Genomic DNA, 26,462 nt, shown 5'->3' on the forward strand with positions numbered 1-26,462 from the left:
GACCCTGTGGGAGAGTAGGACGCCGCCGAACAATCATTCGAGAAAGCCCCTTCCCGGGAGACCGGGAGGGGGCTTTCCGCATTTCCGGACCATTTCCGCACCCCGCATCCCGGGTCCCGGGTCCGGTCGCGCGACTGCCGGGCGGCCCAGCTGACAGAGCCCTCACCGACTGCGGGCAATGCCCTACGTGGGGCAGTTGACGCGACGTAGGGTCGGATCATGACTTCATCCGCCACGCCCTCGCCCGAGTCGTCACGCAGTAGCCACTCCCGCACGCTGTCGGAGGCCGCCGGCAGCATCCTCGCCGCCCCCGTGCTCTCGGCAGAGGAGGCCGGGGCAGCTGCCGACGTCATCGCCGCAGCGGCGGTCGCGGACGAGCGGCAGGCGGTGTCCGAGCAGGGCAGGCTCCGGCTGAAGTCGGCCGAGGCCCGACCGGGCGTGCTGCACCTGCTCCAGCGGACCACCGACCAGCGGAGCACCAGCCAGCCGTCCGACGCCCAGCCATCCGAAGCCGACCTCGCCCAGCAGGGCACGGCGGTCGGCTACGCGCAGCTGGAGCTGCCGGGCGACGGCAGGGCGGGGACGGCGGAGCTGACCGTGACACCGGGTTCCCGCGGGCTGGGCCTGGGCCGGCACCTGGTGGACGTGGTGCTGGCCGAGGCGTCGGCAGCGGCGCCGGAGGCGCCCGTGGAGTTCTGGGCCCACGGCGGCCACCCGGCGGCCCGCCACCTCGCCGCCGCCTACGGCGCCGAGCTCGTGCGCGAGCTGCGGCAGATGCGGCGTACCGCCGACCTGCCGGAGGCCGCGGCGCTGCCCGACGGGGTCGAGGTGCGCACCTTCCGTCCGGGGCAGGACGACGCGGCCTGGCTGCGGCTGAACGCGCTGGCCTTCGCGCACCACCCGGAGCAGGGGTCCTGGACTCAACAGGACCTGGCGGACCGGCTGGGCGAGCCGTGGTTCGACCCGAGCGGGTTCTTCCTGGCCTTCCGTGGCGAGCGGCTGGTCGGCTTCCACTGGACGAAGGTGCACCCGGAGGGGCTCGGCGAGGTCTACGTGGTCGGGGTCGATCCGGCCGAGCAGGGCAACGGGCTGGGCCGGGCGCTGACCGCGATCGGGCTTCGCCACCTTGCGGAGGACCGCAAGCAGCAGACCGTGATGCTTTATGTGGACGCTGACAACTCGGCTGCCGTCCGGGTATATGAACGATTGGGGTTCACCATCCACGAGGTGGACCTGATGTACCGCGTCCAGGCCCGCCGGGAGTCGTGACCGAGTCCGGGAGGGGGCCCTGGGGCCGACAGGACCGTGTGGGACGCCCGGGGTCTCCCGGGCGGTCCTGCGGTCTGTCGGCCCAGCCGCATCCCACAGGGGTGACTGCGTCAGCTTTCCTCCTGGCCATGCGGTGTTTACCGTGGATTAAATTGCCGCCGCGAAGATCACAGGATGACGTCCGTAGTGCCTCGCCCCCGCGTGGCCGGCCAGCATCCGTGGGTCGGCCGTCTCCCGGCCGCGCCCGGCGGATGGGAGCTGGGGTCGCAGGACGAGGACGGCACGCACGTGACGACGGGCTCCGGCCGTCCAAGCGCCGGGTTGCGCCCGGACACCGTCCTGCTGGAGGAGCTGGAATCCATGAGCGTCCCCCGCCCCGCACCTGCCTCACCGTCCGCCTCCTCGCCCAAGGGCGCCGCCGTGGCACCGGCGACCTCCGCCAGAGCGGCTGCGAAGAGCCCGAAGGCTCCGAAAACCCCGAAGGCCCCCGTACCCGTGACGACCGCCGCACCCGCTTCGGCCCCCACGGCCGAGACCGCCGCGCCCGCGTCCACGCCCGCCACGACGTCGACCGCACCGTCCTCCGCGTCCGTGTCACCGGCCAAGCCGCTGACCGGCACCGACGTCCCGACACTGCCGGTGCCGGGAGTGTCCTCGGTGCTCGGGCTGGCGCTGGACGACCCGGACGAGTACGCCTCGTCCGCCACGTCGGACTTCGAGGAGCTCCCGCAGGGCAGGTTCCTGGACCGGGAGCGCAGTTGGCTGGCGTTCAACGAGCGGGTGCTGGAGCTGGCCGAGGACCCGCAGATACCGCTGCTGGAGCGGGCCAAGTTCCTGGCCATCTTCGCCAGCAACCTGGACGAGTTCTTCATGGTCCGGGTCGCCGGGCTCAAGCGGCGGATCGCCACGGGGGTCGCGCAGCGTTCGGCCTCCGGCCTCCAGCCGCGCGAGGTGCTGGACCAGATCTGGACCAGGTCGCGTGAGCTGATGGCGCGTCATGCGGCGACCTTCCAGCTGGAGGTGCTGCCGGATCTGGCGGTGGAGGGCATCGAGCTGGTCCGCTGGGCGGAGCTGACGGAGAAGGAACAGGGGCGGCTGCACACGCTCTTCCGGCAGAAGATCTTTCCGGTTCTGACGCCGCTGGCCGTGGACCCGGCGCACCCGTTCCCCTACATATCGGGCCTGAGCCTCAACCTGGCCGTGGTGGTCCGCAATCCGGTGTCGGGGCACAAGCACTTCGCGCGGGTCAAGGTGCCGCAGTCCCTCTCCCGCTTCCTGGAGGCGTCGACGCAGCGGTACGTGCCGCTGGAGGACGTGATGGGGGCGCACCTGGAGGAGCTGTTCCCGGGGATGGAGGTGCTGGCGCACCACGCCTTCCGGGTCACTCGCAACGAGGACCTGGAGGTGGAGGAGGACGACACCGAGAACATCCTCAAGGCGCTGGAGAAGGAGCTGATGCGGCGGCGGTTCGGTCCGCCGGTGCGGCTCGAGGTCGAGGAGTCGATCGACCCGTACATCCTGGACCTGCTGGTCCGCGAGCTGAACATCACCGAGGCGGAGGTCTTCCCGCTGCCCGGCCCGCTCGACCTGACCGGCCTGTTCGGGATCGCCGACCTGGACCGGCCCGAGCTGAAGTACCCGAAGTTCGTGGCGGGAACGGCGCGCGGGCTGACGGATGTGGAGTCCGCCTCGCAGCCCGACATCTTCGCCGCGATGCGTGAGCGCGACGTCCTGCTGCACCACCCGTACGACAGCTTCTCCACCTCGGTGCAGGCGTTTCTGGAGCAGGCGGCGGCCGACCCGGACGTGCTGGCGATCAAGCAGACGCTGTACCGGACCTCGGGTGACTCGCCGATCGTGGACGCGCTGATCGACGCGGCGGAGTCGGGCAAGCAGGTGCTGGTCCTGGTCGAGATCAAGGCGCGGTTCGACGAGCAGGCGAACATCAAGTGGGCCCGGAAGCTGGAGGAGGCCGGCTGCCATGTGGTGTACGGCCTGGTCGGGCTGAAGACGCACTGCAAGCTGTCGCTGGTGGTCCGCCAGGAGGGCGACATCCTGCGCCGCTACGCGCATGTGGGGACGGGCAACTACCACCCGAAGACCGCCCGGCTGTACGAGGACATCGGGCTGCTGACGGCGGACCCGCAGGTGGGCGCGGACCTCTCGGACCTGTTCAACCGCCTCTCGGGCTACTCGCGGCGAGAGTCGTACCGGCGGCTGCTGACCGCGCCGCGCGGCCTGCGGGACGGGCTGCTGTCCCGGATCCACGGGGAGATCGCGCACCACCGGGCCGGGCGGCCGGCGTACGTGAAGATCAAGGTCAACTCGATCGTGGACGAGGCCGTGATCGACGCGCTCTACCGGGCATCCCAGGCGGGGGTGCCGGTGGACGTGTGGGTGCGCGGGATCTGCGCCGTCCGGCCGGGCGTGGCGGGGCTGAGCGAGAACATCAGGGTGCGCAGCATTCTCGGGCGCTTCCTCGAACACTCGCGGATCTTCGTCTTCGGCAACGGGGGCGAGCCCGAGGTGTGGATCGGCAGCGCGGACATGATGCACCGCAATCTGGACCGCCGGATCGAGGCGCTGGTCCGGGTGACCGATCCGGCGCACCGGGTGGAGCTGTCCGGCCTGATCGACCTGGGGATGTCGGACGAGACCACGTCCTGGCACCTCGGGCCGGACGGAGGCTGGACCAGGCACTCCCAGGACGGTGAGGGCCGGCGGTTGCGGCACGTCCAGGATCTGCTCGTCGACTCGCGCCAGCGCCGCCGGAAGTCGCCGGCCACCCGCTGACGGTGACCCCGGCACCCGCACTACCAGCCCTACCAGCCACCGCAACACGACTACCAGCCACCGCAGCACGACCCCACTACTGACAGCACCACCTACCAGCTCAGCACGCGTCGCCGGTCGGCACCGCAGCCGGTCGGCGGCATTCGGCAGGCGGCCGTGGCAGTGACCACCGCAGTCGGCCACCAGCCCCGGGGAACGGCCCCCGGGGGGACGGGGAACCCAGTCATGACCGATGTGCCGATGACGGCCCGGACCGGGCCGAAGGCCGCGAACGCCTCCACCGGGGAGCTCCTCTCCGGCTATCTGACCGCCCAGGCGGGCGCGTTCCTGCGCGCGCTGCCGCAGGCGGTGGGCGAGGCCGGGTCGAGACCGGGCGCGCTTCCGGCGGGTGGGGCGAGTGCGGCTGCCGCGGCGGGTACCGAGGCGCTGCTGCGGGCGGTCCGGCGGGTCGGTGGTGCGCTGCACACCTTCGCGGCGGCCTTCGACCGCGACTGGGCGGCGGAGAGCAGGACCGAACTGCGCTGGCTGCTCAACCTGCTGGCCCAGGAGCCCGCCTTCCTGCGGCGTTCGGCCCGGCTGCTGGCCGCGCTGGACTCGCTCAGTGAGACCGACCCGGGTGGTCCCGGCATGCTGGCGGGGCACACGGGCGCGCCCAAGGCGCGTGCGCTGCTGGAGCGCCAGCTCACCCTGGCCAGGACCAGGGCGCACACCACGCTGCTGCAGGAGCTGCGGTCGGCCCGGCTGCACGCGCTGGCGGACCGGATGACCCTGCTGGCCAGTGACGTCCCGCTGCTCGACGGCGTGGGCGGCCAGCCGGGCGATGTGCTGCTGGCGCAGGCGGCGGAGGCCTTCGAAGCGCTCGCGGCGGAGGCCCGGCGGCTGCCGCTGAGCCGGGCGGCGACGCCGTACGGCGGGGAGGGCCTGCACCGGCTCGGGGCCGTGCCGCCGACGCGGGAGCCGGAGCCGTCCCGGGCCCGGGGGAGTGAGGTGGACGCCGACTCCGCGGTGGCGGCGGACGACGCGCCCTGGCACCGGGTGCGGATCCTGGTCAAGCGCGCCAGGTACGCACTGGAGGTCTGCGGTGCCCCGGAGCCCGATCTCGACCTGCTGGACCGTACGCTGCACCGCCATCAGGAGGCCGCGGACGCGGCGGTCACGGTGGCCACGGCAGCGCGCACGCCCCGGATCACCCCGGCGACCGCCTACGTCCTCGGCGTGGTGCATGCTGATCAGCGACTGGAGGTGGAGGCGGCCAGGTACGCCTTCGGCCACCAGTGGCCGAATCTCGCCACCGGCCTGGCGGCTGGGTGGGGGTCCCTCCGGTCGGAGACCGGGGGCGCTACTCCAGCACAACGGATGGCATGAATGGGCAACCGCCTGAGCGCACCGCGCAGCGTCGGGTCGAGTGAGGACCGCAGTAGGCGTCGGCGCTCCGGGTACGGGCCGACGATTCTGGCGGCGGGCGCGGTGCTCTGGGTGCCCGGGCCGGAGAAGAAGAGCGGGCAGGGGCGGAAGAAGCCCAGGATCGCGCTGATCCACCGGCCGAAGTACGGGGACTGGAGCCTGCCGAAGGGGAAGCTGGACCCGGGTGAGGGCTGGCAGGAGGCGGCGCTGCGCGAGGTGTGGGAGGAGACCGGGCTGAGCTGTGTGCTGGGTGCGGAGCTGCCCGCGCAGCACTACCTGGCGCAGGGGCGTCCGAAGGAGGTCCGGTACTGGGCGGCGGTGCCGACGGGCGGCCGGTTCGCCCCGAACCGGGAGGTGGACCGGCTGGAGTGGCTGCCGCCGAGGAAGGCGCAGGACCGGTTGACGCATCGGCGGGACCGGTTGCTGGTGGATGCCCTGCTGGCCCTGCTGGCCGATCGTGGGCGTACTCCTTTCGAGTGATCTCGCCGCGTTCTGCCCGTGACGCAACCGTTACTACCGGACGCTGTTTCCTGTCATCCGTCCGAGGTTCACTCCCCGTTCATTTGCGACCGCCTGACGCGTCACCTGGTCGGCCTAACTTCTGGATTACCGGAGGGCCGATCGGGCCCCGGACCTCAGCAAAACCTGTGCTCACGAGCGATGCTCGGCCTGACGGGCGCGGGTAGTGCCACAGAAAGGGACACCCTGTGAAGCTCCAGCGGAACGGCCGCACCAAGGCCCTTGCGATCGGTGCCATGGCGCTCGTTGGCTCGCTGTCGCTCGCGGCCTGCGGCTCGGACAACAACAACAGCAGCACCAGCGACCCCAAGGCGTCCGGCAGCGCCGGTGCCTCGGCCGCGCAGATCGCCTGCGCCGGCAAGGGCCAGCTGCTCGCTGCCGGCTCCACCGCGCAGAGCAACGCGATCGACGTCTGGAAGGCCGCCTACGGCTCCGCTTGCTCCGGCACGACGATCACCTACGGTGGCGGCGGCTCGGGCGCCGGTGTCCAGCAGTTCAACCAGGGCAAGGTCAGCTTCGCCGGTTCCGACTCGCCGCTGAAGCCCGCCGAGGTGGACGCCTCCAAGGCCGTCTGCAAGACCGGCCAGGGCATCGACCTCCCGATGGTCGGCGGTCTGATCTCGATCGTCTACAACGTGGACGGTGTGGACAACCTGGTCCTGGACGGCCCGACCCTGGCGAAGATCTTCGACTCGCAGATCACCAAGTGGAACGCGCCGGAGATCGCCAAGCTCAACCCGGGTGTCAACCTGCCCGACGCCGACATCCAGGCCTTCCACCGCTCGGACGACTCCGGCACCACGGACAACCTGACCAAGTACCTGTCGAAGGCCGGCGGCGGCGCCTGGAGCTACCCGTCCGGCAAGACCTGGGCGGGCAAGGGCGGCCAGTCGGCGAACGGCAGCGCCGGTCTCGCCGCGCAGGTCAAGCAGGTCAAGAACTCGATCAGCTACGTCGAGCTGTCCTACGCCCAGACCAACAGCCTGAAGAGCGCCTCGATCAACACCGGCGCCTCCAAGCCGGTCGCGGCGACCGCTGAGAACGCCGCCAACACCTTCGCCAAGGCGAAGGTCGCGGGCACCGGCAGCGACCTGGCGCTCGAGCTCGACTACGCGACCAAGGACGAGGGCTCCTACCCGCTGGTCCTGGTCACCTACGAGATCGTCTGCGACAAGGGCAACAAGGCCGACACCCTGGACGCCGTGAAGTCCTTCCTGACCTACACCATCAGCGACGCCGGCCAGCAGGCCATCGGCAGCAAGGGCTACGTCCCGCTGCCGAAGGAGCTGGTCTCCAAGGTGCAGCAGGTCGTCCCGACCCTCGCCTGATCCATCGGCACAACCGGCCGGGCAGCCCTCGAAGGGGGGCGGGGCTGCCCGGCCGGGCACACGACCACCAATAGTCCGGGGCACCGCCGCCATGGTGCCGCCCTCCTGCGGGGCAGCGCCGCCAGACCGGAGTAGACGATCATGACTTCATCCCCCCCTGCCACCTCAGCGGGCAGGGACCGTCGGCCCCGACGCGACAGCCGCGTCGGCGACAAAATCTTCTTCAACCTCTCCCGGGGTTCGGGCATCCTGCTGCTGGTCATCATGGCCGCCATCGCAGGCTTCCTCGCCTACCGCTCCGGGCTGGCCCTCTCGAAGGACGAGGGCAACTTCCTCACCACCTTCGAGTGGACCCCGGACGCGCCCAAGCCGGTCTTCGGCATCGCGGTGCTGGCGTTCGGCACCGTCATCAGCGCGCTGGTCGCGATGGCGATCGCCGTGCCGGTCGCGATCGGCGTCGCGCTCTTCATCTCGCACTACGCACCGCGTCGGATCGCGCAGCCGTTCGCCTACCTGGTGGACCTGCTGGCAGCCGTCCCCAGCATCGTCTACGGCCTGTGGGGCGCGCTCTACCTGGTGCCGCACATCAACGGCCTGACGGCGTGGATGGACCAGTACCTCGGCTGGACGTACGTCTTCAAGACGACCATGCCCGGCGCGACCCCGCGCAACCTGTTCACCGTCGGCATCCTGCTGGCGATCATGGTGCTGCCGATCATCACCGCGGTGACCCGCGAGGTCTTCCGCCAGGTCCCGCGGATGCACGAGGAGGCGGCGCTCGCCCTCGGCGCGACCCGCTGGGAGATGATCCGCACCGCCGTACTGCCCTTCGGCCGCCCCGGCATCATCTCCGCCTCGATGCTCGGCCTCGGCCGCGCGCTCGGCGAGACCATCGCCGTCGCCACCGTGCTCTCCGCCAACAACGTCCTGTCGCTGCACATCCTGGACCCGGGCGGCGGCACCTTCGCCCAGAACATCGCCCTGAAGTTCGGCGAGGCCCTGCCCTTCGGCCGGGACGCGCTGATGGCCTCCGGCCTGGTCCTGTTCGTGATCACCCTCCTGGTGAACGGCGCCGCCCGCCTGATCATCGCGCGCCGCAAGGAGTACAGCGCATGAGCACTGTGACGACCACCTCCGCCGCGGCCGCGCCGCTGCTGCGCCGTGATCTGACCAACGCCCGGCTCCCCAAGTGGGCTGCGCCCGGCATCGCCGTCCTCGCGGTCGCCCTCGGCTGCGGGATCGGCGCCGGGGCAGGGCTGAAGAGCCACCTGCAGTGGGGTCTGATCTCCGCCGTGCTGTTCCTGGCCCTCAGCTACGGCCTCGCGGCCAAGGTCGAGGGTCGCCGCCAGGCCAAGGACCGCTTCGCCACCTCGGTGGTCTGGGTCGCCTTCATCCTGGCCGTCGTCCCGCTCGTCTCCCTGACGGTCTACACGATCCAGCAGGGCATCGGCGTGGTGAACGGCAACTTCCTCAGCCACTCCATGAAGAACGTGATCTCCGCGGGCCCCGGTGGTGGTATCTACCACGCGCTGATCGGCACCGTGGAGCAGGTCGGCCTGGCCACCGCGATGGCCGCCCCGATCGGCCTGATGACCGCCGTCTACCTGGTCGAGTACGGCAAGGGCCGACTGGCGAAGGTCGTCACCTTCTTCGTCGACGTGATGACGGGTGTCCCGTCGATCGTCGCCGGCCTGTTCATCCTCTCGCTCTGGAACATCCTGCTCGGCTTCGCGTACTCCGGCTTCTCCGGCAGCCTCGCGCTGGCGATCCTGATGATGCCGGTCGTGGTCCGCTCCACCGAGGAGATGCTCAAGCTCGTCCCGAACGAGCTGCGCGAGGCCTCGTACGCCCTGGGCGTGCCCAAGTGGAAGACCATCCTGCGGATCGTCATCCCGACCGCGATCGGCGGTATCACCACCGGTGTGATGCTCGCCGTCGCCCGGATCACGGGTGAGACCGCGCCGGTGATGATGCTGGTGTTCGGTGCCGACTTCATCAACAACGACCCGTTCAACGGCCCGCAGCAGTCGCTGCCGCTCTACATCTGGCAGCAGTACGCCTTGGTCAACAACGACTTCGGTTACGCCCGTGCCTGGGGTGCCGCCCTGGTGCTGATCGCCTTCGTGATGGGGCTCAACCTCATCGCCCGGGGCATCGCCCGCTGGCGGTCGCCCAAGGCCGGTCACTGACACCGACTGACGTACGAGACGAATCCATCAGCGGCTCTGCCGCGGGCGAGAGAAGACGAAAGATCATGGCCAAGCGCATCGACGTCAGCGGACTGTCCGCCTACTACGGCACCACCCGGGCCATCGAGGACATCTCGATGACCATCGAGCCCCGCTCGGTGACGGCCTTCATCGGCCCCTCCGGCTGCGGCAAGTCCACCTTCCTCCGCACCCTCAACCGGATGCACGAGGTGATCCCGGGCGCCCGCGTCGAGGGCAAGGTGATGCTGGACGACGAGAACCTGTACGGCGCCAACGTCGACCCGGTCGCCGTCCGCCGCTCGGTCGGCATGGTGTTCCAGCGGCCGAACCCCTTCCCGACCATGTCGATCTACGACAACGTGGCGGCCGGGCTGAAGCTCGCCGGGGTCAAGAAGAAGTCCGTGCTGGACGGCGTCGTCGAGAAGTCCCTCCAGGGCGCCAACCTGTGGAACGAGGTCAAGGACCGGCTGAACAAGCCCGGGGCCGGCCTCTCCGGCGGCCAGCAGCAGCGTCTGTGCATCGCCCGCGCCATCGCGGTCGAGCCGCAGGTCCTGCTGATGGACGAGCCCTGCTCGGCGCTCGACCCGATCTCCACCCTCGCCGTCGAGGACCTGATCGGCGAGCTGAAGTCGCAGTACACGATCGTGATCGTCACCCACAACATGCAGCAGGCGGCCCGCGTCTCGGACCGTACCGCCTTCTTCAACCTGGCCGGCGTCGGCCAGCCGGGCAAGCTCGTCGAGCTGGACGACACTCCTCGGATCTTCTCCAACCCGTCGGTGCAGGCTACCGAGGACTACATCTCGGGCCGCTTCGGCTAAAGCCGGGGTCAGCCGCGTGAGCTGCTCTGTGGCGCTGCATGGCGGTGCCGCCGCGGAGCATGAAAAGGGCCCGCCCCCGAGATGTGGGGGCGGGCCCTGCCATGTCCGGCCGCGTCCGACGGCGTCCGGCTACGGCCGGTGCTCGATCACAGGAAGAGCAGGTGGACGAGCCAGTACATCAGCGCGGCGACCAGGCCGGCCGCCGGCATCGTGATGAACCAGCCGAGCACGATGTTCTTGGCCACGCCCCAGCGCACCGCGCGGATCCGCTTGGTGGCGCCCGCGCCCATGATCGCGGCGGTGATCACGTGCGTGGTGGAGATCGGCGCCTTGAAGACGAACGACGTGATGTACATGATCGTCGAGGCGGTGGCCTCGGCGGCGAAGCCCTGCGGCGGGTCCAGCTCGATGATCTTGCGGCCGAGCGTCCGCATGATCCGCCAGCCACCCGCGTAGGTGCCCAGCGAGAGCATGGTGGCGCAGGAGATCTTCACCCAGATCGGGATGTCACCGGTGTGCTGGTGCCCCGAGATGGTGAGCGCCATGACCACGATGCCCATGGTCTTCTGGGCGTCCTGCAGACCGTGGGCCAGGGCCATGGCGGCGGCCGAGGCGGTCTGCGCGACCCGGAAGTTGCGCTTGGCCCGGTGCGGATTGGCCCGCTTGAAGATCCACAGGATCGCCAGCATCACCAGGAAGCCGCCGATCAGACCGACGATCGGCGAGACCACCATCGGCACGATGATCTTGTCGATCACGCCGGACCAGATGACCCCGGTGCCACCGGCCAGCGCGGCGCCGACCAGCCCACCGAAGAGCGCGTGCGAGGAGGAGGACGGCAGACCGAAGTACCAGGTGACCAGGTTCCAGGCGATCGCACCGACCAGGCCGGCGAACAGGATGGCCATCCCCTGGCTGCCCACCGGGGTCTCGATGATGCCGCTGGAGACGGTGTGCGCCACGCCGCTGCCCAGGAAGGCACCGGCCAGGTTCATCACGGCGGCCATCGCCAGCGCCGCCCGGGGGGTGAGCGCCCGGGTGGACACCGAGGTGGCGATGGCGTTCGCGGAGTCGTGGAAGCCGTTGGTGTACGTGAAGAAGAACGCCACGCCGATGACGGCGATGAGTGCTGCCATGTCCACGCCGGTCAGGACTCCTTGACCGCGATGGTCTCCACGGTGTTCGCCACGTGCTCGAACGCGTCGGCGGCCTCTTCGAGGACGTCCACGATCTGCTTCAGCTTGAGCACCTCGATGGCCTCGTACTGGCCGCTGAAGAGGTGGGCGAGCAGCTTGCGGTGGATCTGGTCCGCCTGGTTCTCCAGCCGGTTGACCTCGATCCAGTACTCGGTCAGGTTCGACATGCTGCGCAGGTTCGGCATCGCCTCGGCGGTCAGCTCGGCGGCCCGGGCCAGCACCTCGATCTGCTGCTCGATGCCCTTCGGCAGCGTCTGGATGTCGTAGAGGACGACCAGGTCGACGGCCTCCTCCATGAAGTCCATGATGTCGTCCAGCGACGAGGCGAGGGCGTAGATGTCCTCGCGGTCGAAGGGCGTGATGAAGGAGGAGTTCAGCTGGTGGAACACCGCATGGGTGGTGTCGTCGCCGGCGTGCTCGGCGGCGCGCATGCGCTCGACGATCTCCGCGCGGGCCGACACGTCTGAACCCAGCAGTTCCAGCAGGAGCTTCGATCCGACGACCAGGTTCTCCGCGGCGGCGGCGAACATGTCGTAGAAACTCGTCTCCTTCGGGGTCAGGCTAAAACGCACGGAAATCTCCGATGTGCGGGGTAGGGACTGAACGATGCTAGGCGCAAGCCGTCCGAACCGTGCAAACGGGGTGACGACACGCGAACCGGAAGTTCCGCTTCCGTATGGCCTCAGGACCAGCGGGCCGGCCTGCACAGCGCCGTGCAGACGGGAGCTCCCAGTCTGACGGAACCACGGCAGGATCCGCTCCCGCCGGGCACTGCGCGACCGGAAGCTGACGCTCGTACGGGGGAACAGCCCGGGGCGGCGGTGTGTTGGAGACTGGTGGCTCACGGAAGAGACGTAAGGCGGGCCGGATGACGACGACCACCAGCACCGGGGCGCACGGCTACAGCTCCCGGAAGTCCGAGCACCTGAAGCGGCTGCGCCGGATCGAGGGGCAGGTCCGCGGCCTTCAGCGGATGGTCGACGAGGACGCCTACTGCATCGACATCCTGACCCAGGTCTCGGCCAGTACCAAGGCACTGCAGTCCTTCGCGCTCGCGCTGTTGGAGGAGCACCTGCGGCACTGCGTCGCGGCCGCCGCCGAGAACGGCGGGGCCGAGCTGGACGCCAAGGTGGCGGAGGCCGGCGCCGCGATCTCCAGGCTGCTGCGCTCCTGACGGCTACTGCCCCTCGGCGGCTCTCCCGGGCCCTGAACGCCGGTCAGGACGGCGCCCGGCACGATCGGTCCGGGCGGCGTCGCAGTCCAGCAGGACCTGGTCGATGTGCTCGGGGGCCAGCCGCTCCTCGGGGCTGGCGGTCGCGGCGATCATCAACTCACCGGCCAGCTCGATCTCGTCCAGTGCGGTCTGGTCGTGGCCTCCCTTGCGGCCTTCCGAGGACGCCCCCATGCGTATCACCCCTCCGACCGTCCGGCAGGAGGCCGGTAGCCTCCGACACCAGCGTAGGGAGGGGACGGGCCATACCCCATGGCACGGACGGGCCATCTCTGGCGCCGCAGGAACTATTTCGGACCGGGCCACCGGGACGCTAGCTGGGCGAGGCGGAGGGCTTCATCGAGAAGATGTCGGCCGCCCCCGGCTCGGTCGCGTCCACCGCGGCGCCGAACTCGCCGAGCGAGACCGTCGAGACCACCTTCACCTGGTCCTTCGCCTCCTTGGAGCCGGCCACCCCGGCGAACGAGAAGGTCTCGACCACCTTGTGCAGCCGCCCCTGCCCGTCCAGCCAGACCTCGTACGGGACCTCCTTCACCGTGAAGGTCTGCGCGGCCATCCGCAGCCCGTCGCCGCCCCGGCCGCCGGTGGCGTCGGCCGCCTTGGCCAGGTCGAGGGTGCCCTTGTAGTGCTTGAGCTCCAGGCCGTTGACCGTCTCGGTGCCGACCAGGTCCGCCTTCTGCACGCCGCGCAGGGCACCCGCGGCGCTGGCCGGATCGGTGGCCCCGCTGCTGACCAGGTTCCCGTCCGGGAGTTGACGGACGTCCAGTCTGACCCACTTGCCCTCAGGGATCTTGGCGCCGCTGTTCTGCAGATAGACGGTGCCCGGCAGCACCACCTCGACGATCTTGCCGGTGGTGGCGGCGCCCGGGGGCACGTTGATCTCCAGCTTGCCGATCCGGTTCACGTAGTCGTACCCGCCGCTGCCGTTGAACACGGCCTTCTTCTCGGCGGACTCGGTGACCAGCTCGGTGGTGGCCTTGGCCGAGCCCGTCCGCCCGGTGATGTCGGGGGCGCTGCGGACCGCGGTGAGAGGATCACCGGAGAGCTGGTCGGCCGAGCTCGCCGAGGAGTGGCTGCCGCCGCCTCCGCAGGCGGTGAGGGCGGCGGCGAGCACGGCCACGAGGGCGCCGGTACGGGCAGGTCCGGCGGTGAGTCGGTGGCTTCTGGTCAGCTTGTTCACTCTTGAGACAACCCCCTCGGGCCCTCGGCCCGGCAAGCCGCCCACCCGGTTGGGCAGAACTCTTGACGGTGCAACGAGCGGCCGCCCCGAGGGTTACGCGGGAACCGGCGCACGGAACTCGTCGCGCTCCGGGGGTGGAGCGCGTTACGGTGAAGCACGTGTCCAGCGAGCTGCCGGGTCGTCCCGGCGCAGCCCCCGCGCTCCTTGCCGCGGATCCGACCTCCCCGCACCGGGTGACGGTCGAGGAACGCGGCTCCTTCTGCTTCGCCGCCTGCAGTTGCGGCTGGTTCGCTCCGGGCCGTCGCTCCCGTGACCGCGCCCGCCGTGACGTCGACGAGCACCTCGCCGAGACGAGCTGAGGAGCGTCGGCCCCGGAGGTGCGCTCGGTGCGGAGGGTCAGGCGGCGAGGTCGGAGTCGCGGGCCTGTTCCTCCGAGCGGGAGCCGCGGCCGCGGCGACGGCCCTCGGTGGCCCGGCGCCGGCTGCTGCCGCCGCCGCCCTGCCCGGCGCCCCGGTCGCCGCTCTGCGGGGCGACCAGCAGCGGGGCGAGCCTGGTCCGGGTCAGGGAGTGGCAGAGCGGTACCAGGACGGCCATCGCGATCGGCGCCAGCAGCAGCACCACCGCGGTGGCCAGCGCGTAGCCGCCGATCACGTCGGTCGGATAGTGCACACCCATGAACATCCGGCAGAAGCCCTGGAGCAGGGCGAGGACGCCGGCGATCATTCCGAGCCGCTTGTTGACCAGGAACAGGGCGACGGCGACGCCCATGGACATCGCCGAGTGGTCGCTGACGAAGGAGAGCGTGCCCTCCTTGCCCTGCACCAGGACGTCCAGGTCGGGGTGGTCCACGAAGGGCCGGGGCCGGTTGACGATCGCGGAGATCGGAATGTTGGCGACCTCGCAGATGGCCACCGAGAGCGGCACCCACAGCATCCCGGCGATGGCGACCGGCGCGTTCGGATGGCGGCGGGCCTGCAGCCAGCCGGTCGCGCACAGCGCGGCGAGCCCGATCAGAATGCCGTACTCGCCGATCCAGGAGACCAGGCTGTCGAGCCATACCGGCGCCGACTTGGCCAGGCCGTTGATCGCGCGCAGCAGACTGAGATCAGGGCCGGTCGTGTCGGCCAGCAGCGCTGACACGCCGCACCTCCCTGGTCGGTGGTTCCGTTTTGATCAAACATGATCGACGGACAGAACGTCACTCGTGAGGCCCAGGGTTCCACGGAAACGCCCTGTTATGGAAACTTGACTGACCGTCCACGTCGCTCGCACACCGGATGTCGGCCCGGGATCAGCCCTTTGCCGCCCCTTGACCAGGGTTGTTGGGGGCGGTGATGGACCCGTCGGCGTTCCGCTGCGGCAGGGCCTGGGCGCCGTCGGCGGTGACCCGGGTGGCGCCGATGTAGCCCTTCTGGTCGATGGTGTCGTAGCGGATCACCGCGCCGGTGTGCGGGGCGTCGAGCATGTAGCCGCCGCCGACGTAGATCCCGACGTGGTGGATGGACCGCGGGTCGTTCAGGTCGTTGGCGAAGAACACCAGGTCGCCCGGGCGCAGTTGGTCGCGCGAGGGGTGCTCGCCGGCGTACCACTGGTCGTTCGCGACCCGGGGCAGGGTGATGCCGACACTGGCGTACGCGGCCTGGGTGAGGCCCGAGCAGTCGAAGCGGCCGTCCTGCGAGGGCAGGCCCTCGCCGCCCCAGAGGTAGGGCGTGCCCAGCTTGGTCTGGGCGTAGTAGATCGCCCCGGAGGACTGCGAGGAGAGGGTGATCGGGACGCTCGCGGTGGGCGCGGTGAAGCTGCGGGCCAGCGACTTGATGTTGCGCACGTACCCCTGGGTCTCGGAGTAGGGCGGGACGCCGGCGGACTTGATGACCGCGTACGGGCCGGCGTTGTAGGCGGCCAGCAGATTGGACTGCTTGTCACCCGGCACCTGGGAGACGTCCTTGGCGAGGGCGCAGTCGTACGAGGCGGCGGAGGCGATCGCGTCGGCCGGGTTCCAGATGTCGGCCTTGCCGTCCCCGTCGCCGTCCGTTCCGTAGCTGGCCCAGGTGCCCTCCAGGAACTGGGCCATGCCGTACGCCTTGGCCGGACTACGGGCTGACGGATCGAAACCGCTCTCCTGATAGAGCTGGGCCGCCAGCATCGGAGGGGAGATCTCGGGGCAGAGCGTGCCCCATTTCTGGATCAGCGGCTGGTAAGCGGCCGGGACGGTACCGCTGGAGAGCGGGAGATTGTTCGCCGAGCTCTGCGTGGTGCCGCTGGCGGCGAAGGTGCCGAGAGTGACCAGTGCGGCGAAACCGAGTGCCACGGTGCCCGCACCTGCGGCTACGGCGCCCGCCTTCCCGAGTACCATCAGCACCATCCCGACGAGTCGTCAGTTGCCAGTGTTCTGGAAGGCGTTGCTCAGCGCAATCATCGCAGATACTCAGAGTGAGCGGTATCCTTCGTATGATGGACATCATGTCCTAGCTGTCCCACTTCGCACGACCAATCCGCGAGAAGTAGCCAAAGCGACATCAGATCTGGCCAAGAATAGGTACCGGCTCTTCGCGTGAGGGTGCTGTGGGCCTTGAATTTGCCTGATCGGGCGGTGAGATGGAATGAACCTGAGCAGCGTGGACGGCAGCAAGTTGATCGGTGACCTGGCGGCAGACCCACCCAAGAAAGCCGATATCAACACCATCATCGGCGGAATCGCCCCTGACTGGGGGCCGTTCGCCACTCTCGGTTCCGAGGCCCGGGTGATGGTGGAGGTCGTCATGGCCGTGGCCATTCTGGCCTGTCTGGCGATCGCCGTCTGGGGAGCGGCCAAACAACGGATCGGTGCCACGGCGATGAGGGACTCCTTCAGCGCCGAGCAGGGCAAGGGGCTGATCATCGCGGGGCTGACCGGCGTGTTCATCATCGGTTCCCTCGGCACCCTGTTCACCATTGTCTACGGCATGGCCATCTGACGATCAGACAGTCGACTAGTCGTCCTGGCGGGGTGGCTGTACTGCACCCGCCGGGACTGTCGCGCATCTTCCACCGGGTGCGCACCAGAACCGACCTCGGGGCCCGCCTGGGCTCCTCTGCACCAGGAGGGCCGCAGTGCCGGTGTCCGACGACCAGCCGCACACCCGCACTCGGCTGCCGGTCGGCGAACAGTCCGTCTACCAGCAGGTGAACGGGCGCCAGCCGCGGCCACTGCGGACCCTGCTGGCGGTGCTGGCGGTGGTCACCCTGCTGGTGGTCGGGATCTCCATCGCCAACCGCGGCACGCCCGCCCCCGGCACGTCGGCCGCCTCCGCCGACCAGGCGCGGCCCGCGCCCGCCGCCACCGTCCCGAGCGGCCAGGATCCGGTCACCACGACGAGCAACGGCATCGCCAACGGGTACCCGCACACCGACCAGGGCGCCCAGTCCGCGGCCGCCAACTACGCGGTGGCGCTCGGCTCCGAGCAGATGTTCCGCGCCGACAGCAGACGGGCCGTCATCACCACCATCGCCGATCCGACCGTGGCCGCCGGCCTCCAGGCCCGCCTCGACCAGGCGTTCAGTACCGACACCACCGCCAAGTTCGGGCTGGACGCGCAGGGCAAGGCGCCCAAGGGCCTGACCTTCGTCAGCCGTACCGTCCCGGTCGGGACGAAGACCACCAACGCGGCGGACACGGCGACCAAGGTCGACGTCTGGTGTACCGGGCTGCTCGGCCTGGCCGGCGAGGGCTCCACCCAGCCGGTCGCGGAGAACTGGTTCACGCTCACCGTGACGATGCGTTGGACCGGTGCGGACTGGAAGCTCACCGACTTCAGCCGAAAGCCCGGACCGGCGCCCGTGCCCGGCGACCAGCAGGCCGCCACCGCCGAGGAGATCACCGCTGCTGTCCAGGACTTCGGAGGCTTCCGCTATGCCCGCTGACCGAGGTTCCTTCTTCAGCCGGGCCGGTGCGCTCGGCGGTGCGCTGGCCACGCTCCAGCTGGCCGCGCTGGTCACCGCTCAGCGGGTCTTCGCCGATCCGAGCCCGAGTGCCACACCGAGTGCCACACCGACGTGCAGGGTCGATCTGCCGGTGGCAGGCGCCGACAAGATCTGCCCACCGCCCGGCGCCGAGGTCGTCGGTCCGACCGGCCCGGTCGGCAGCGTCACCGATCCGCTGGGCTCGCTCGCCAAGGGCTGTGCGCAGGCGGCGGCCTGGGTGGTGCGCAAGCTGTCCGGGGCGATCGACGGCACCACGCAGGTGGACTTCACCAACGCGGCCTTCCTCCAGCAGTACGCGGTGGTCTTCGCCGGCTCGACCGTGGTCACGCTGGTGCTCTGGCTGCTGGCGGTCACCAAGCGGGCGGTGCGGGGGGCCCCGCTCGGGCAGGCGATCTCCGAGGCGATCGGCTTCCTGTGGCTGACGGTGGTCGCCTCCGCCTTCACCCCGCTGATCCTCTACACCGTGGTGAGCGCCACCGACGGGCTGACCAAGGCCATCGCGGCCGGGACCAAGTCCGACACCGGTACCTATCTGGGCGGCTTCGCCGACACCCTGGAGAAGGGCAGTCTCGGCGGCGGCCCGCTGATCCTGATCATCGTCTCGCTGGTGGCCGTCCTGGCGGCCGCCGTGCTCTGGCTGGAGCTGCTGATCCGAGCCGCGATGCTGTACGTCGGTGCGCTGCTGGGCACCGCCGTGTACGCGGGGCTGGTGGACAAGCAGCTGTGGAAGCACGTCCGGCGCTGGGCGGGTCTGATGGTGGCCGTCGACCTGGCCAAGCCGATCATCGTGATCATCCTCGGTCTGGCCGGGGCGGTGGCCACCGGTGCGGGGGCCGACGACGACTTCGCACGGGTGCTCTCCGGGCTGTCCATCCTCTTCCTGTCGATCTTCGCCAGTGCCTCCGTCTACCGCTTCGTGCCGGGCTTCGGCGACGAGATGCTGCAGATGCGCCGGGCCAGGGCGAGTGCGGTCAGCGCCGGGTCGGCGATGATCAACGGCCCGGCCAACCTGGTCAAGCAGGGCATCACCGCGCACGGCTCGCGCGGCGGCCCGCAGGCGGCGAACGCCTCGACCTCGGGCGCCGGCGGTGGCAGCGTCGCCCCCGGTATCGCCGCCCACGCCGGGCGCACCGCGGCCCCGACCCCGGCCACCCCGGCGCAGGCTCCGCCGCCGCGGGACGCCAACTCCGCCTCGTGAAGCCGGTCCATCAGGCAGAGTGATCACCAGCAGCAGTCCAGCGAAGGGAGGGTGACGGGTCGTGAGCAGCGAACCGCTCGGCCACTACGGTTCCCAGTACGCCCAGCCGTATGTGCACCAGCGCCGCACCTATCTGATCGGCAAGTCCCGGCCCAACGCGCCGATCGGCCGCAACCGGGAGTCCGGAGAGATCGTGCTGATCATCTTCGGGGCCTTCCTCGGCATGGTCTGGGGCCTGGCGATGCCGATCCTGCCGCTGCGGATCGCCGGTCTGGTCGCCCTGCCGCTGCTCGCCATCGCCGCCGTGTACGTGCCGTACCGGCGCCGCACCTTCTACAAGTGGGTGGAGATCAACCGCAGCTACCGGCGCACCGTGCGCAGCGGCCGGGCGGTGTGGCGCTCGGACGTGGTGGACGCGGGGACCAGGCTGGACGGCCGTGAGGTCGAGGTCGGCCCGCCGCCCGGGGTGGGGCGGCTGCGCTGGCTGAGCGCGCCGTTCGGTCCGGACGAGGTCGCGGTGCTGATGCACCTGGAGCGCCGTACGGTCACCGCCGCGATCGAGATCGAGGGGCCCGGTGTGGGCCTGCGCGACTCGGAGGACCAGGAGGCGCTGGTCGACCGGTTCGGCACGCTGCTCAAGCACGTGGCCAACGGCGACGGCTTCGTGACCCGGCTCCAGATCCTGGCCCGCACGCTGCCCGCCGACCCGGATGCGCACGCCAAGGACGTCGAGCGGCGCGGCGACACCCAGGCGCCGGGCTGGCTCAAGGACTCGTACGACCAGCTGCAGTCGATGGTCTCCACCTCCTCCGAGCAGCACCGGGCGTACCTGGTGGCCTGTATGCACTACACCCGGGACCTGGCGGCCGAGGCGCACGCGATGGGGCGGACGGCGGGCGGGCAGCGGGCCAGGGACGACGACGGTCTCGCGGCGGTGATGGCCCGTGAGCTGACCGACATCTGCGCCCGGTTGGCGGAGGCGGACATCCGGGTGCGGCAGCCGCTGGGCCAGGCCAGGCTCTCCTCGCTGCTGCACTCGATGTACGACCCGGACCACCCGATCGACCACATCCAGGCGATGTCCCTGCGGAACGCCTGGCCGGCCGAGCTGGACGCCACCCACCCGCAGTTCCTGCAGGCCAAGACCCGTGAGTCGGCCACCCGCGAACCGTGGTGCCACTCCACCGCCTGGATCAAGGAGTGGCCGCTCACCCCGGTCGGGGTCAACTTCCTGGCGCCGCTGCTGGTGCACACCCCGGACGTGATCCGGACGGTGGCCGTCACCATGGACCTGGAGCCGACCGACGTGGCGATCGAGCGGATGCTCACCGAGAAGACCAACGACGAGGCGGAGTCCAGCCGGGCCGCCAAGATGAACCGGACGGTCGACCCGCGCGACCTGGCCCACACCGGCCGGGTCGACCAGCGCGGCGACGACCTCGCCTCGGGCGCGGCCGGCGTCAACCTGGTCGGCTACATCACCGTCTCCTCGCGCAACCCCGAGGCGCTGGCCCGCGACAAGCGGACCATCCGGGCCTCGGCGGGCAAGTCGTACCTGAAGCTGGAGTGGTGCGACCGCGAGCACCACCGGGCCTTCGTCAACACCCTCCCGTTCGCCACGGGCATCCGTCGCTGATCCCCCTCTGGAGGCCTCGCCATGGCGCTCGGCAACCTGACCGACTCGTTCACCAGCCTGATGTTCGGCAAGGTGGAGACCACCCGGCTGCCGGTCCGTACCTCCACCGGGCAGGCGCAGGCGGTCTACCTGCCCACCGCCGCACCCGGCCTGGGCGACTCGGGCGTGATCATCGGCCGTGAGGTGTACAGCGGCAAGGGGTACGTCTACGACCCGTTCCAGCTGTACGGGCAGCAGCTCCCGGCCCCGCACTGGCTGGTGCTCGGCGAATCCGGCAACGGCAAGTCCGCGCTGGAGAAGACCTATGTGCTGCGCCAACTGCGGTTCCGCGACCGGCAGGTGGTGGTGCTGGACGCGCAGGGCGAGGACGGCGTCGGCGAGTGGAACCTGATCGCCAACGCGCTGGGGATAAAGTCCGTCCGGCTCGACCCGATGGCCGCCCGGGACGGCGGGGTGAAGCTCAACCCGCTGGACCCGGCGATCACCACCAACGGTCAGCTCTCGCTGCTGCGCACCATCATCGAGGTGGCGATGGGGCGCGGCCTGGAGGAGCGGGCGGGCTTCGCGCTGAAGGCCGCGCACACCCATGTGCACGCCACGGTGACCGATCGTCAGCCGGTGCTCGACGACATCATCAACACCCTGCGCAGCCCCGAGCTCTCCTCGGTGGAGTCGCTGGGGGTGGAGGTCCAGGACGTGCAGTCCTGGGGCCTGGACGTGGCGCTGGTGCTGGACCGGCTGGTCGACGGTGACCTGCGCGGCATGTTCGACGGGCCGACCTCGGCCGGGATCGACCTGGACGCGCCGCTGATCGTCTTCGACCTCTCGCACATCGACCGTAACTCGATCGCGATGCCGATCCTGATGGCGATCGTCGGCGTCTGGCTGGAGCACACCTGGCTGCGGCCCGACCGGGTTAAGCGGATCTTCCTGGTCGAGGAGGCCTGGCACATCATCAACAGCCCGTTCGTGGCACAGCTGTTCCAGCGGCTGCTCAAGTTCGGGCGGCGCCTCGGCCTGTCCTTCGTCGCGGTGGTCCACCACCTCTCGGACGTGGTGGACGGGGCGGCGGCCAAGGAGGCGTCGGCCATTCTGAAGATGGCCTCCACCAGGACGATCTACATGCAGAAGGCCGAGGAGGCCAGATCCACCGGGCGGGTGCTGGGACTGCCGCGCTGGGCGGTCGAGATCATCCCGACGCTGTCACCCGGTATCGCGGTGTGGGACGTCAACGGCAATGTGCAGGTGGTCAAGCACATCATCACGGACGCCGAGCGTCCGCTGGTCTACACCGACCGCGCGATGACGGAGGACGCGGTGGCCGAACGGCACCGGGCCGAGCAGGACCTGGCGGCAGAGCCGCGGAGGTAGCCGGCTTCCCGGGGGTCTGCCCGGTGCCCGCCGCAGGCTCCGGTTCGTCTCGCGGAAACCTCTTCGCTACGTCAGATCTCCTGACACCTACGCGCGTTGACCCTAGGCTGCCGTGGTCAATGTTTGGCAAAGACCGCGAACAGGGGGAGACGTATGTCCGTGTTGAGACGCCGCCGGGTGGCACTGGCGGCCGCCGCCGGGCTGCTCGGCACCGTCCTGGTGCCGGGCGTCGCCGAGGCGCACGGTCACCACCGGCCGGGGACCGAGGACCTCCAGATCCTCGCCATCAACGACTTCCACGGAAACCTGGAGCCTCCGGCCGGCTCCTCCGGCACCATCCAGGAGGTGGACCCGAAGACCGGAAAGGTCGTCTCCACCCCCGCTGGCGGCGTGGAGTACCTGGCCACCGAGCTGCGCCGGGCCCGCCAGGGCCACCCCAACTCGGTCACCGTCGCCGCCGGTGACATCGTCGGCGCCAGCCCGCTGCTCTCCGGTCTGTTCCACGACGAGCCGACCGTCGAGGCGATGAACCGGCTCGGCCTGGACGTGACCAGCGTGGGCAACCACGAGTTCGACGAGGGCTCGGCCGAGCTGCTGCGGATGCAGAACGGCGGCTGCCACCCGACCGACGGCTGCTACGCCAAGGGCCGCACGTTCAAGGGCGCCGAGTTCCAGTACCTGGCCGCCAACGTGACCAGCGAGAAGACCGGCCGCACCGTGCTTCCCCCGTACTGGGTCAAGAACGTGCACGGCGTGAAGGTCGGCTTCATCGGGGTGACCCTGCAGGACACGCCCAACATCGTCACGGCGGAGGGCGTCAAGGGCCTCAAGTTCGCGGGCGAGGTCAGCACGGTCAACAAGTACGCCGCGGAGCTCAAGCGCAAGGGTGTCGACTCGATCGTCGCGCTGATCCACGAGGGCGGGTACCCGGCCTCCAGCACGTACAACTACGACTGCGGACCGGCCGGTCAGGGCATCTCCGGGCCGATCGTCGACATCGCCAGGAAGATCGACCCGGCGGTCGGCGCGATCGTCACCGGCCACACTCACAACTCGTACGCCTGCACCATCCCGGACCCGAACGGCACTCCGCGCTCGGTCACCAGCGCCGCCTCCTTCGGCCGGCTCTACACCGAGATCGACCTGAAGCTGGACCGGCGGACCGGCGCCATCGTCCGCCCCTCGGTCACCGCAGCCAACCACGTGGTGCGGCGCGACGTGCCCAAGGCGCCGGACATGACCAGGCTGATCGACTACTACGGCAAGATGGCCGCCCCGATCGCCAACCGCACGATCGGCTACATCGGCGCGGATATCAACGGCCGTGGCTCCACCGCCTTCGAGAAGCCGCTCGGTGACGTGATCGCCGATGCCGAGCTGGAGGGGCTCGCGCCCAAGGACAAGGGCGGCGCGCAGATCGCCTTCATGAACCCCGGTGGCATCCGCTCGGACCTGGTCTACAAGGCCAGTGGCAGCGAGGGTGACGGGGTGGTGACGTACGGCGAGGCGTTCACCGTGCAGCCGTTCACCAACATGATGCAGGTCAAGACGCTGACGGGGGCCCAGCTCGTCCAGCTGCTCCAGCAGCAGGTGAGCGGTCCGAACGCCCAGGCGCCGAAGATCCTCCAGCCCTCGGCCGGCCTGGCCTACACCCTCGACCTCACCAGGACCGGCGCCGACCGGATCGTGGCCGACACGGTCAGGCTGAACGGCTCGCCGATCGACCCGGCGGCCTCCTACCGGGTCGCGGCCAACGAGTTCCTGGCCGGCGGCGGCGACGGCTTCCCCGCCTTCGTGGCCGGTACCGACAAGCTGGTGGGCGCCTCCGACCTGGACGTCTTCACCGCCTACCTCGGCGCGCACAGCAAGGCCGGTGCCCCGCTGGCGGTCCCGGCGCAGGACCGGATCAAGGTCATCGGCGCGGGCCAGGACAAGGACTGACACCGGGCCGAGCCCGGCCCCGGCAGGGGCGGGCAGCGGCGGGTAGGGACATCGGCTGTCAGCGACAGGGGCGGGGTGCCTTCGGGCGTCCCGCCCCTGCGGCTCACTGCGGTACGTCGGACTGGCCCGGCAGCCGTACGGTGGCCAGCGCGCCGGGGCCGCCGTCCGGCGCCGGTCCCAGGGCGACCTCGCCCCCGGTGTCCCTGACGGTCTGCGCGACGATCGACAGCCCGAGCCCCGAGCCGGGGAGCTGACGGGAGGACGGCGAGCGCCAGAACCGGTCGAAGACGTACGGCAGTTCGTCCGGCGGGATGCCGGGACCGTGGTCGCGGACGGTCAACGTGCCCTGGTGCAGGCCGACGTCGATGGTGCCGCCGGGCGGCGAGTACTTGACCGCGTTGTCCAGCAGGTTGATCACGGCGCGTTCCAGGGCCGGGCCGTCCCCGTGGACGTACCAGGGGTCGGTCGCAACCGCGAAGTTGAGGCTGGGGCCGCGCAGCTTCGCCCGGTCGACGGCGCGGGCGGCGATGTCGTGCAGGGCCAGCACGGTCAGGTTCTGCCCCGGCTTGGGGGAGTCCGGGCGGGAGAGCTGGAGCAGATCGCCGATCAGCAGGGTGAGTTCCTGCATCTGCGCCTTCATGTTGCCCAGCAGCTTGGTGCGGGTGGCCGGCGGGAGCGGGCGGCCGGTGTCGTCGCTGCGGATCAGCAGGTCGACGTTGGTGCGCAGGGAGGTGAGCGGGGTGCGCAGCTCGTGCCCGGCGTCGGCGATCAGGCGGGTCTGCCGCTCACGGGAGTTCAGCAACGCGGTGGACATCGAGTTGAAGGAGGCCGCCAGCCGGGCGATCTCGTCGTTGCCCTCGACCGGGATGGTCGTACCGACCTCCTCGGTACGGGCGATGTGCTCGACCACGTCCGTGAGTTGGTCCACCGGCTTGAGCGCCTGCCGGGCCACCACCCGCCCGGTCAGCCCGGCCCCGACCACCCCGAGCCCGGCCACCCCGATCAGGACCAGACCGAGGCCGCGCAGGGTGTTCTCGACGCTGTCCATGGAACTGGCGGCGAGCAGGATGAACTGCGCGCCACTGTCGTCGGTGTAGGGGCTGTAGCGGACCATGAGCGGATTGCCATCCGCGTCGCTGCCGCTGCGGAACCCGAACTGCCCGGGGCCGAAGCCCAGCGCGGAGAAATCGGCCGGTGCCGGGACGATCCCCTTCGATGTTCCGACTGGCAGGCACACGCTGCTGCCGTCGGCAGTCACCAACTCGGTGTTCCACTGGTAGAAGTTGCCGTGTCCGAGACCCGGTTTGGTCGGGCGGGCGGCGAAGAGCTTGGCGTTGTTGGCCTGGGTGGCAGTCTGGGCCGCCAATGCGGTGGGGCCGCAGTTCACCTTCGGCCAGTCCTGGAGGCGGATGACACCTCCAGGCCCGGCAGGCTCCAGCGGAGCGAGCGAGAGGTTGTGCTTGACCTGCTCGTAGAGCCGGTCTTTGACCAGGAACCAGCACGCCAGGGCCGACAGTGCGATCGCCACTGCCACCGCGGCGGCGGTGAGCATGGCCAGCCGGCTCCGCAGGGAGCGGGAGCGGAACCAGCCGGTCAGCCGGTGGAGCAGTCTCACGCTGCGGCGCCTGCTGCGGTGCGCAGGGCGTAGCCGACACCGCGGACGGTCTGGATGAGGCGGGGCATGCCGCCCTGCTCGGTCTTGCGGCGCAGGTACATGACGTACACGTCCAGCGAGTTGGAGGACGGCTCGAAGTCGAAGCCCCAGACCGCCTTGAGGATCTGCTCGCGGGTCAGGACCTGGCGGGGGTGCGAGAGGAACATCTCCAGCAGCATGAACTCGGTGCGGGTGAGCTCGATCGGCTTGCCCTCCCGGGTCACCTCGCGGGTGGCGGTGTTCATCCGCAGGCCGCCGAAGGCGAGGACGTCGTTGTCGTTCTCGTCGACGGCGGCTCGGGCGGCGGCCTCGTTGGCGATGGCGTTGCGGCGCAGCAGGGCACGCACCCGGGCGAGCAGTTCGTCCAGTTCGAAGGGCTTGGCGAGGTAGTCGTCGGCGCCGACGTCCAGGCCGGTGACCCGGTCGCCGACGGCGTCGCGGGCGGTGAGCATCAGGACCGGTGCGGTGTCGCCCCTGGCCCGCATCCGGCGGACGGCGGTGAGGCCGTCCATCCGGGGCATCATGATGTCGAGCAGGACGAGGTCGGGCCGGTCGCGGTCGACGGCGTCCAGCGCCTCGTAGCCGTCGGTGGCGGTGGTGACGTCGTAGCCCTCGAAGGCGAGGCTGCTCTCCAGGGCGTCCCGCAGGGCGGGCTCGTCGTCGACCACGAGGACGCGGGCGGTGGAGCCCGGCGCCTCGGCAGAGGTGCGGTCGTCGGCGGGGGGAGTCATGGGCTGCGGCCCTTTCTTCG

General features: G+C 70.3%; 24 protein-coding genes. 16 read left to right on the top strand and 8 right to left on the bottom strand.

Annotation, left to right across the window (positions count from 1 at the left end; translation table 11 throughout):
• The first annotated feature begins 219 nt into the window (after nucleotides 1-219).
• From mshD to pstB, 8 genes are all read left to right on the top strand, one after another.
• Nucleotides 220-1,269, top strand: a complete 1,050-nt coding sequence (gene mshD, locus UK12_RS20165) for a mycothiol synthase (protein WP_082119777.1) — start codon at nucleotides 220-222, stop codon at nucleotides 1,267-1,269.
• A 360-nt stretch (nucleotides 1,270-1,629) separates the two neighbouring features.
• The gene (locus UK12_RS20175) at nucleotides 1,630-4,062 is read left to right on the top strand and encodes an RNA degradosome polyphosphate kinase (protein ID WP_197085019.1); all 2,433 of its coding nucleotides are present in this window, start codon (nucleotides 1,630-1,632) and stop codon (nucleotides 4,060-4,062) included.
• Nucleotides 4,063-4,287: 225 nt separating this feature from the next.
• The gene (locus tag UK12_RS20180; RefSeq protein ID WP_045304456.1) at nucleotides 4,288-5,427 is read left to right on the top strand and encodes a CHAD domain-containing protein; all 1,140 of its coding nucleotides are present in this window, start codon (nucleotides 4,288-4,290) and stop codon (nucleotides 5,425-5,427) included.
• Complete coding sequence (locus UK12_RS20185) at nucleotides 5,428-5,946, top strand: NUDIX hydrolase (RefSeq protein ID WP_082119778.1); 519 nt, start codon at nucleotides 5,428-5,430, stop codon at nucleotides 5,944-5,946.
• 227 nt (nucleotides 5,947-6,173) lie between these two features.
• Nucleotides 6,174-7,313, top strand: a complete 1,140-nt coding sequence (pstS, locus tag UK12_RS20190) for a phosphate ABC transporter substrate-binding protein PstS (protein WP_045304457.1) — start codon at nucleotides 6,174-6,176, stop codon at nucleotides 7,311-7,313.
• A 141-nt stretch (nucleotides 7,314-7,454) separates the two neighbouring features.
• On the top strand, nucleotides 7,455-8,429 hold the full coding sequence (gene pstC, locus UK12_RS20195) for a phosphate ABC transporter permease subunit PstC (RefSeq protein ID WP_045304458.1): 975 nt from the start codon (nucleotides 7,455-7,457) through the stop codon (nucleotides 8,427-8,429).
• Nucleotides 8,426-9,502, top strand: a complete 1,077-nt coding sequence (pstA, locus tag UK12_RS20200) for a phosphate ABC transporter permease PstA (RefSeq protein WP_045304459.1) — start codon at nucleotides 8,426-8,428, stop codon at nucleotides 9,500-9,502. The genes pstC and pstA overlap by 4 nt, the downstream gene beginning before the upstream one ends.
• A 65-nt stretch (nucleotides 9,503-9,567) precedes the next feature.
• Nucleotides 9,568-10,344 carry a phosphate ABC transporter ATP-binding protein PstB gene (pstB, locus tag UK12_RS20205; RefSeq protein WP_045304460.1) on the top strand — a complete coding sequence of 259 codons (777 nt, stop codon included), beginning with the start codon at nucleotides 9,568-9,570 and terminating at the stop codon, nucleotides 10,342-10,344.
• 146 nt (nucleotides 10,345-10,490) lie between these two features.
• On the opposite strand, the gene UK12_RS20210 is transcribed toward pstB, so the two are convergent.
• Nucleotides 10,491-11,480: an inorganic phosphate transporter gene (locus UK12_RS20210; RefSeq protein ID WP_269432035.1), complete on the bottom strand. Its 990-nt coding sequence runs from the start codon at nucleotides 11,478-11,480 to the stop codon at nucleotides 10,491-10,493.
• 11 nt (nucleotides 11,481-11,491) lie between these two features.
• On the bottom strand, nucleotides 11,492-12,112 hold the full coding sequence (locus UK12_RS20215) for a DUF47 domain-containing protein (protein ID WP_045304462.1): 621 nt from the start codon (nucleotides 12,110-12,112) through the stop codon (nucleotides 11,492-11,494).
• Between the two features lie 296 nt (nucleotides 12,113-12,408).
• Here UK12_RS20215 and UK12_RS20220 point away from each other — a divergent pair, with 296 nt between their 5' ends.
• A complete protein-coding gene (locus UK12_RS20220) occupies nucleotides 12,409-12,714 on the top strand; it encodes a metal-sensitive transcriptional regulator (RefSeq protein WP_045304463.1) in 306 nt (101 codons plus the stop codon).
• Between the two features lie 3 nt (nucleotides 12,715-12,717).
• Here the strand turns inward: UK12_RS20220 and UK12_RS20225 are convergent, their stop codons facing one another.
• Entirely contained in the window at nucleotides 12,718-12,945 is a 228-nt protein-coding gene (locus UK12_RS20225) for a hypothetical protein (RefSeq protein ID WP_045304464.1), read from the bottom strand.
• Nucleotides 12,946-13,084: 139 nt separating this feature from the next.
• On the bottom strand, nucleotides 13,085-13,951 hold the full coding sequence (locus tag UK12_RS20230; protein WP_052682019.1) for a hypothetical protein: 867 nt from the start codon (nucleotides 13,949-13,951) through the stop codon (nucleotides 13,085-13,087).
• A gap of 158 nt (nucleotides 13,952-14,109) precedes the next feature.
• Here UK12_RS20230 and UK12_RS20235 point away from each other — a divergent pair, with 158 nt between their 5' ends.
• Nucleotides 14,110-14,310 (top strand): hypothetical protein, encoded by a 201-nt coding sequence (locus UK12_RS20235; RefSeq protein WP_156178824.1) that lies wholly within the window; start codon nucleotides 14,110-14,112, stop codon nucleotides 14,308-14,310.
• Between the two features lie 37 nt (nucleotides 14,311-14,347).
• Here UK12_RS20235 and UK12_RS20240 read toward each other — a convergent pair whose 3' ends face one another.
• Nucleotides 14,348-15,091 (bottom strand): phosphatase PAP2 family protein, encoded by a 744-nt coding sequence (locus tag UK12_RS20240; protein ID WP_045304466.1) that lies wholly within the window; start codon nucleotides 15,089-15,091, stop codon nucleotides 14,348-14,350.
• A 151-nt stretch (nucleotides 15,092-15,242) separates the two neighbouring features.
• Complete coding sequence (locus UK12_RS20245) at nucleotides 15,243-16,304, bottom strand: C40 family peptidase (RefSeq protein ID WP_045304489.1); 1,062 nt, start codon at nucleotides 16,302-16,304, stop codon at nucleotides 15,243-15,245.
• Nucleotides 16,305-16,566: 262 nt separating this feature from the next.
• Between UK12_RS20245 and UK12_RS20250 the strand changes: the two genes are divergently transcribed.
• From UK12_RS20250 to UK12_RS20275, 6 genes are all read left to right on the top strand, one after another.
• Entirely contained in the window at nucleotides 16,567-16,905 is a 339-nt protein-coding gene (locus UK12_RS20250; protein ID WP_231591303.1) for a hypothetical protein, read from the top strand.
• 136 nt (nucleotides 16,906-17,041) lie between these two features.
• Complete coding sequence (locus UK12_RS20255) at nucleotides 17,042-17,851, top strand: hypothetical protein (protein WP_045304468.1); 810 nt, start codon at nucleotides 17,042-17,044, stop codon at nucleotides 17,849-17,851.
• On the top strand, nucleotides 17,841-19,109 hold the full coding sequence (locus UK12_RS20260; RefSeq protein ID WP_045304469.1) for a hypothetical protein: 1,269 nt from the start codon (nucleotides 17,841-17,843) through the stop codon (nucleotides 19,107-19,109). The genes UK12_RS20255 and UK12_RS20260 overlap by 11 nt, the downstream gene beginning before the upstream one ends.
• Before the next feature lie 61 nt (nucleotides 19,110-19,170).
• Entirely contained in the window at nucleotides 19,171-20,745 is a 1,575-nt protein-coding gene (locus tag UK12_RS20265; RefSeq protein WP_045304470.1) for an SCO6880 family protein, read from the top strand.
• Nucleotides 20,746-20,766: 21 nt separating this feature from the next.
• Nucleotides 20,767-22,116, top strand: coding sequence for an ATP-binding protein (locus tag UK12_RS20270; RefSeq protein WP_045304471.1), 1,350 nt, complete (start codon nucleotides 20,767-20,769; stop codon nucleotides 22,114-22,116).
• A 153-nt stretch (nucleotides 22,117-22,269) separates the two neighbouring features.
• Entirely contained in the window at nucleotides 22,270-24,057 is a 1,788-nt protein-coding gene (locus UK12_RS20275; protein ID WP_045304472.1) for a bifunctional metallophosphatase/5'-nucleotidase, read from the top strand.
• A 103-nt stretch (nucleotides 24,058-24,160) separates the two neighbouring features.
• Here the strand turns inward: UK12_RS20275 and UK12_RS20280 are convergent, their stop codons facing one another.
• Nucleotides 24,161-25,672: a sensor histidine kinase gene (locus UK12_RS20280; protein WP_052682020.1), complete on the bottom strand. Its 1,512-nt coding sequence runs from the start codon at nucleotides 25,670-25,672 to the stop codon at nucleotides 24,161-24,163.
• A complete protein-coding gene (locus tag UK12_RS20285) occupies nucleotides 25,669-26,442 on the bottom strand; it encodes a response regulator transcription factor (protein WP_045304473.1) in 774 nt (257 codons plus the stop codon). Before UK12_RS20285 ends, UK12_RS20280 begins: the two co-directional genes overlap by 4 nt.
• Nucleotides 26,443-26,462 lie beyond the last annotated feature (20 nt).

The organism is Saccharothrix sp. ST-888 (assembly GCF_000955975.1).
Lineage (GTDB): Bacteria > Actinomycetota > Actinomycetes > Streptomycetales > Streptomycetaceae > Kitasatospora.